Source organism: Neisseria sp. HMSC065C04 (assembly GCF_001815375.1).
Taxonomy (GTDB): Bacteria; Pseudomonadota; Gammaproteobacteria; order Burkholderiales; family Neisseriaceae; genus Neisseria; species Neisseria flavescens_D.
The window spans coordinates 10,302-17,138 of sequence record NZ_KV820389.1; the positions used below are offsets into that span (position 1 = coordinate 10,302).

General features: G+C 45.3%; 8 protein-coding genes. All 8 read left to right on the forward strand.

Annotation, left to right across the window (positions count from 1 at the left end; all coding sequences use genetic code 11):
- Positions 1 to 401 (forward strand): hypothetical protein (locus HMPREF3022_RS01960; protein ID WP_210399651.1); only part of this gene is annotated, 401 nt, incomplete at its 5' end.
- On the forward strand, positions 385 to 786 hold the full coding sequence (locus HMPREF3022_RS01965) for a hypothetical protein (protein WP_070765058.1): 402 nt from the start codon (positions 385 to 387) through the stop codon (positions 784 to 786). The genes HMPREF3022_RS01960 and HMPREF3022_RS01965, both read left to right, overlap by 17 nt.
- Before the next feature lie 74 nt (positions 787 to 860).
- The gene (locus HMPREF3022_RS01970) at positions 861 to 3,344 is read left to right on the forward strand and encodes an SNF2-related protein (RefSeq protein ID WP_083315818.1); all 2,484 of its coding nucleotides are present in this window, start codon (positions 861 to 863) and stop codon (positions 3,342 to 3,344) included.
- 101 nt (positions 3,345 to 3,445) lie between these two features.
- The gene (locus tag HMPREF3022_RS01975; RefSeq protein ID WP_049323394.1) at positions 3,446 to 3,652 is read left to right on the forward strand and encodes a hypothetical protein; all 207 of its coding nucleotides are present in this window, start codon (positions 3,446 to 3,448) and stop codon (positions 3,650 to 3,652) included.
- Between the two features lie 167 nt (positions 3,653 to 3,819).
- A complete protein-coding gene (locus HMPREF3022_RS01980; protein ID WP_049323396.1) occupies positions 3,820 to 4,029 on the forward strand; it encodes a hypothetical protein in 210 nt (69 codons plus the stop codon).
- 74 nt (positions 4,030 to 4,103) lie between these two features.
- Positions 4,104 to 5,222, forward strand: a complete 1,119-nt coding sequence (locus HMPREF3022_RS01985) for a DUF6094 domain-containing protein (RefSeq protein ID WP_049360215.1) — start codon at positions 4,104 to 4,106, stop codon at positions 5,220 to 5,222.
- An 82-nt stretch (positions 5,223 to 5,304) separates the two neighbouring features.
- Positions 5,305 to 5,646 (forward strand): hypothetical protein, encoded by a 342-nt coding sequence (locus tag HMPREF3022_RS01990; RefSeq protein WP_053088395.1) that lies wholly within the window; start codon positions 5,305 to 5,307, stop codon positions 5,644 to 5,646.
- Positions 5,647 to 5,873: 227 nt separating this feature from the next.
- Complete coding sequence (locus HMPREF3022_RS01995) at positions 5,874 to 6,638, forward strand: hypothetical protein (RefSeq protein ID WP_283119028.1); 765 nt, start codon at positions 5,874 to 5,876, stop codon at positions 6,636 to 6,638.
- The last annotated feature ends 199 nt before the right edge of the window (positions 6,639 to 6,837 follow it).

A 6,837-nucleotide genomic window follows, 5' to 3' on the forward strand; every position in this document is an offset into this window, starting at 1 on the left:
CGGCATTTTCTTTTATCAACCCCGTGGGGACCGTGCCCATGGGGAACGGTATCCCATTTTTTTGGAGCAATACCGTGAATGCGTTGCCATTAATCCGAGAATATAGTGAAACCAAAATTAAACCCTCTTTACAGGAGGGAAAAACTTTGGACATTGAAATGGTGTATAAAAAGGGTAGTAATACCGATGATAGAGGGTATTACTTATCTGTCAGAGAAGTAAAAAAGGAAGGATGTTTTGTAAGTTTTACATTATTCGGATCACCTAACTTACAGTTACAACTGAATACGGTAAAACGTAAATCAGTAAAAGCTGAAGAAGATGCTTTCGGTATTTTGAAAAGCCTACTCGAAACAGATCAACTTGTACCCCTTTTAGAAAAGAATGGATTTACCTGTTGATTATCCTTTTGGGAATCTACTCCCTATGTGTGTAGAGAAGCCTAAGCTTTGGAGATATACCATGTTTCTTTTGCCTCTTATGTCAGCTTCACTGACTGTTTATACTTACTCTTCTGAAACTCCTCTTAAACAAGTGGATATTAATCTACCTTGTTCAATTGGTACGGTTCGTATCACTGCGCAGGCAGAGATGAATGAAGAAGGTAATATTATTTTCGACTCTCTGCGAATTACAGACTTACAAACTTCTGAGCTGTTATCAGACACAGGAGAAGTAATAGAGCTACCTAGGCTTTGTAATAAAGACTATAACGAGGCTGTTTTTTTGGCCTCTAAATTAGTTGCCGAGTATGGTTTGGAAACCTTACCTATCGAATATTTGTGATAGGCAATTTTAATCCCTGACGGGGCAATCCCCCGTCTTCGGGGTTTTGCTCCGTCCTTTTTTAGGAGCATATGATGTATACCCCCGTTTCAAAAATAGACGAACTCTTCCCGGATTTTGCAGAACTTGATCAAACTGTGGCCGAGATGCAGGAACGTCAGAATCAAATAATCACTGATTTCAACTTTATCATCCGTCAAGTGGCTGAGACTGCCAAAAAAAGTACGGAAGCTGCCGTATTGCCGGTGGAATCTCCGGAACCTGAGCTGCCGGATTCCGATATGCCTCTGACGCAGTTTCTTGCCGAGTTTGGGGACAGTCTTTTCAACGCAGTTACTGAGCAAAACCAACCTGTCTATCAGGGGCAAACTTATCCTCACCTTGAAGAAGTGCTGGATAACCTGGAACGTCCTTTGTTTACGGCACAGCGAGAAGTTGTACGCGCCGTATTACAGCAATTGGTGGTAGAGGACAAACCCGCAGCCATTATTAATGCCGAAATGGGTACTGGTAAGACCATGATGTCGATAGCAGCTGCTGCTGCCACACATCAAGCAGGCTTACACCGTACATTGGTATTAAGCCCACCGCATTTAGTGTACAAATGGCGACGTGAAATCCTCAAAACAGTACCCAATGCCCGCGTATGGATCCTTAACGGAGCTGATACGTTGGGTAAGCTATTGCAAATCCGTGCCCTCGACCGAAAACCCGAAGTTCCGGAGTTTTTTGTGATGGGGCGTGTTCGGATGCGCATGGACTATCATTGGAGACCTTCGTATGCCGTTCGTCGCCGCTGGATACCTTCTGAAGGTGCTTCTAAGGGATTTGCCGTTTCCGAGTATTACTGTCCTAAATGTGGCTGTGAAATCTTGGATGAGGAAAACAAGCCTTATGACACTGAAGGTGGTCTGAAAAATGCCCTAGCTAAAAACCGCCGTTTTTGCAAAGGTAATCATCATGGCAAACCGTGTAAGGAACCGCTTTGGACCTTGTGCCGAAAGGAACAGAGTGAAGATGGGGTTGTGAGCACAGTTTACGACCGTGTACTTAAAACCATGACCACCCTACCCGGCATCGGTCCTAAAACCGCAGCAAAAATCATCGGGATGTATGGTGAGCAGTATCTGGCCGAAATCTTGGAAAACAACATTCAGGCGTTTTCCAATTTGATGGATGAAAACGGAGAATTTCTATTCGACGACCGTCAAGCGGCGCGTATCGACCGAGACTTAGGCAAAGCAGAATTTAGCCTGGGACGAGGCGGGTATCAGCCGACCGAGTTCATCAAACGCTATTTACCGAAGAATTTTTTTGGATTGTTGGTGGTAGATGAAGGTCACGAATACAAAAATTACGGAACTGCGCAAGGACAGGCGATGGGTGTTCTTGCTCGTTGCTGCAAAAAGATCCTGTGTCTAACCGGTACGCTGATGGGTGGCTATGCGGAAGACCTGTTCTTTCTATTGTGGCGACTTTGGCCGCAAATGATGATTGAAGACGGTTTCAGTTACAACAAAGGGAATACCTTGGGATCGGCGAGCATGGCGTTTATGCGTAAGCATGGCGTGTTGAAGGATATTGTCCGCCATCTTGGAACTGAATACAGCAATGGCGCATTCAGTAGCTCAAAAGCGGAGCGTAACAGCGTTCGTACCGCCAAAGCACCGGGATTTTCCCCTTTGGGCATCATGCGTTACGTTTTGCCTATTACCGTATTTCTAAAATTGCGTGATTTGGGTGAAGGCGCTTTGCCTGACTATAAAGAAGTTTTCCGGCCAGTTGAAATGACTGAAGATCAACATGCAGTCTATAAAAATATGGAGGGTGTCTTGAGACAGCATTTGAAAGCGGCATTAAGGAATCGTGACAATACCCTTACCGGCGTTGTTACGAGTGCCTTGCTGTCATGGCCGGATTGTTGTTACAAAGCTCAAGATGTTTACTGGCGCAGACAAAACAAGATCCTTTTCCATACCGAACCCCAGTTTGATGAGGAAGAAATCTCGTCTAGAGAAGCCGATATGCTGGAAGTTGTTAAAGACAGTCTGGCTAAAGGACGTAAATGTCTAGTCTATACCGTTTATACCGATACCCGTGATACGACAGGCCGTCTGAAAGAGATTTTCAAGCGGCACGGTATCAAGGCGGCGGTAATGAAGGCGACGGTAAAGGCTGATCAACGTGAAGATTGGGTTGAAGACCGGCTGGCAGAAGGAGTACAGGTGGTTATCTGTAATCCGGAGCTGGTCAAAACCGGTTTGGACTTGTTGGCATTTCCAACCATCTACTTTCTGCAAACAGGATATAACGTTTATACCCTGATGCAGGCCGCCCGCCGTTCTTGGCGTATTGGGCAGAAGGACGATGTGGAGGTGTATTTCTCCGGCTACAGCGATACAGCACAGCAAATTTGCCTTGAACTGATGGGGCAAAAAGTTGCTGTTACTCAGTCAACCTCCGGTGATATGCCCGATTCGGGCTTAGACATTCTGAACCAGGCTGAAGATTCAGTTGAAGTTCAGTTGGCCAAACGCTTGGTTGAACAACAAGATTGATGCAATTTCTGCATCTAACCCACGTTTAGTGGGTTTTTTCAGACAACATTCTGGAGAGGTTGTCTCAAAAAACCTATTTAACTGAAAAGAGAAGGAAAATCATGAAAAACGATATTGGCTGTTATGTTTCGGATTTAAAAGTCATGCAATCCAACGCCGGTTACTATGTTGGCCGGGATTATTGGGAAAAAGCATATCCTGAAATTAAAATGCCCTATTCACGCGAATCCGATTATTTCGCCACCCGCGAACAGGCTCATAACTGTCTGCAGATCATGAAACTGGAAATGTCCTTGGAAGGTTTCTGATTCAACTATTTATACGCTGACAGTCGTTTTACTGTCTGGATGCTGCCGTTAAACATCATCAACCGTAAATTTGCGGACACGGCTTTTTTATTAACTCGGCCTCTGGCCAAATATCCCACTGTTTCGTATGTTCTATACGGCAGTGGTTTTTTTCTAAGGAAACGTTTATGAAATACAGTTCCAATAAAGATTTCCAAGTCTATATTGCCAGTTTGGTTGCGAGCAAAAAATGGACTTATAAAAAAAACAAACGTGGCAGACATGCCTCGCTGTTACATATCAACGGGCAGAAATTGCCCGTGCCGAGTTCTCCCGGTGATTACCGTGCCCTTCGAAATTTCAAGACGGGAATCCGGAATATTGCCAGGCAAGAATAAACCATAATTTTTTAACCCCTTGGGGGATACTGTCCCCTTTGGGCACGGTATCCACCTTATTTTTGGAGATTACCATGTCCATTAACCATCTGATGCACCCCCGTGTTGCGCATAACCACCGTGACAACGGATACTTTCCCACTGACCAAGCTACATTGGCCCGCATAGCCGCTTACCTTGATATTCCGGCATCCGCTGGAGGTTTGTTACGCATATTTGATCCTTGCTGTGGAACAGGAGAAGCCCTGGCTACTCTAGCCTCTACTTTGCAATCGGAAAAAATAAGTTGTCAAACTTACGGGATTGAACTGGAGAAAGACCGAGCTGAAGAGGCAATGAGTCGTCTGACCAGTGTCATCAAATCCGATGTGGAAAACTGCACCATGCAGGGTTCGGCAGTCGGCCTCCTGTTTCTGAATCCTCCTTACGGCTTTACCGCAAAAGACAATCTATCTAATCAAAGAACCAAACGGCTTGAAGAACTTTTCTTTGCGCGTACCTTCGGTACTTTGCAGCCTGGCGGAGTATTGGTGATGATTGTTCCGGAAGCCGCTCTGACGGAGCACCTAACCGGCGAAATCGCTTCTCACTGTACGGATGTCCGTATGATAAGGGCTGCGGTGGATACCTACAAACAGCTGGTCATCTTCGGCATACGACCGAAAAACAAAGCCTCTATCAGCAAAAAACAGGCAGATGCCCAACAAAGGCTCCTGCTTGATTTTGAAAATGCCCCTGAGACTTTGCCAGCCGGTACGCCTGCATACTGTGTGCCTATTGCACCCAATAAGGTCTTTCGCCCAAGAAGCTTTAAATTGGAGCAGGATATATTGGAACGTGAACTGGGACAGCAGCAATCCCGCACGTTATGGCCATCATTTTCTCAACATTTCGGCACCAGTGCCGTTATAGCCGAAAAACGCCGGCCTTTATGTGCTCTGGGTCAGTGGCATGCTGCTTTAGCATTAGCCGCAGGCCAAGTTAATGGCGTTGTCACCTCAACCAATGGTCGAAAGCTGTTGGTTAAAGGTTCAACCCATAAAACCAAAGTAGAAACCAAATCGGAAGAGTACGACAACAAGGATAGACTTGTGGTCACGATTACCTCAACCGACCGGTTTTCTCCAAGCATACGGGCAATTGATTTGACCGAGGGATCGCCGGATTTTGGCCGAGTCCTGACAATCAAATAAATAGATTGGCCTATTCAATTTTTAAACCCTGCCGGGTACTTCCCGCAGGGGGTGTATCCGGCTTTCTTTAAGGATACACCTAATGGAACAACTTGATCTGGCGGCTATGGCTGCATGTGATTCCCCTTCTTTGTTTTACCTTGGCCGAGTGTCTATGACGGCAACAGTAGATAACTGGGCAAAAGAGCACCTGCCTGCACAACTGTATGACAATAATCTTTATGCCCAAATATTGCTTGAGGCCCACCGCCGTGGCATATGGGGAGATCTTCCCCCTGAAGATGCAAAGTTGAATCAGCAGGCACTCAAGCCAGGTGAAGAAGGCAGAATAATGTCTTCTTACAAGATCGGGGACCAAAGAATTTGGGTCATTACAGAATGGGACAGAAGTCTTACCACACTCCTGTTCCCAGAAGATTACTAACCTTGTAATCGTTATATACCTCACCTGCCTTCGGGCAGGTATTTTCAGACGACTTTAGTAAGGCCGTCTGAAAATACCTGTCTTTACAGGCTGACAGACCTTATCTGTCTTGTGTCCTGCCGTTAAACATGACACGCATCCTTCGGGATGTACGGCATTTTCTTTTATCAACCCCGTGGGGACCGTACCCCTGGGGAACGGTATCCCAGTTTTTTAGGAGCAATACAGTGAATAATCAATACGAAACCTACATTGTCTGGTTTAAACAGGAGTATGAAGTTGCGGGTAAGGCCGCAGAGCTACTCAACGGCCAGACTATTCGTCAACCATGTAGCCGTGAAAACATCACAGATGTCATCGGTAGCAGACTGTCCGACTTTGGGTATTCCGCATCGATGATCAAAGGCGTGATTCCTGTAGACGAATACCTCAGATTGGAAAACCAAGCAGGTGCCGTACCCAATAAAGCCGATAATTACCATACCGCAGCAGTCTTCGTACCTACCATGTACGGTCATGAGGAATGGACAGAAATCTTGCATCAACCCGGCTTTATCGAAAGCCTGACTGATAACGAGGCAGAAGAGATTTTTGGCCGTGTTATGTGCGGGCGCAGTGTTGGATATGCTATGTTGGTCAAAGCATTGTCCGATTCAGGTATGGACGATAATGACAGTTTCTTGTTGGTTCCTGTTCCGAATATAGGAGGATATGACGACATCGCCTATCTTATGAAGGATATAGAATATGGATCAACCAACTTTCGTGAAAATTTAGAACGAGTTGTAACAGAGAAAACTGCTTCCTGGCTGTACGAACGTAATATGGGAACAATATCCTATTGGCTGTATTCTTCTGGTCTGATCTGGGAGGATTTTATCGATCCTGAATTGGATTATCCAGAATCAGAAGGCAGAATCATACAGAAAATTGTTAACTGTTGGGCTTGTTCTACCGTTGATCGGTACCTGAAATCATTGCCGAACGATTAATTCTAATCTTTTTGCTGGAATAAACCTTTATTTTTAACCCCAAGGGGCATTCGTCCTTTGGGGCGGGTTCCCTTTTTTAGGAGTAACTCAATGAAAACTTATATTATTAGTATGAATGTAGATGAAGAGCTTGCAGAAGATGCAGCCTTGGCTCTGAATGGTCAGGTTTTTACTTTAAGCAATAAGTGGTCAAACCTTT

What these genes read in the sequence shown, in the direction of transcription:
- HMPREF3022_RS01965 (WP_070765058.1), top strand. Translation starts at nt 385, where the DNA reads ATGGATTTACCTGTTGATTATCCTTTTGGGAATCTACTCCCTATGTGT.
- HMPREF3022_RS01970 (WP_083315818.1), top strand. Translation starts at nt 861, where the DNA reads ATGTATACCCCCGTTTCAAAAATAGACGAACTCTTCCCGGATTTTGCA.
- HMPREF3022_RS01975 (WP_049323394.1), top strand. Translation starts at nt 3,446, where the DNA reads ATGAAAAACGATATTGGCTGTTATGTTTCGGATTTAAAAGTCATGCAA.
- HMPREF3022_RS01980 (WP_049323396.1), top strand. Translation starts at nt 3,820, where the DNA reads ATGAAATACAGTTCCAATAAAGATTTCCAAGTCTATATTGCCAGTTTG.
- HMPREF3022_RS01985 (WP_049360215.1), top strand. Translation starts at nt 4,104, where the DNA reads ATGTCCATTAACCATCTGATGCACCCCCGTGTTGCGCATAACCACCGT.
- HMPREF3022_RS01990 (WP_053088395.1), top strand. Translation starts at nt 5,305, where the DNA reads ATGGAACAACTTGATCTGGCGGCTATGGCTGCATGTGATTCCCCTTCT.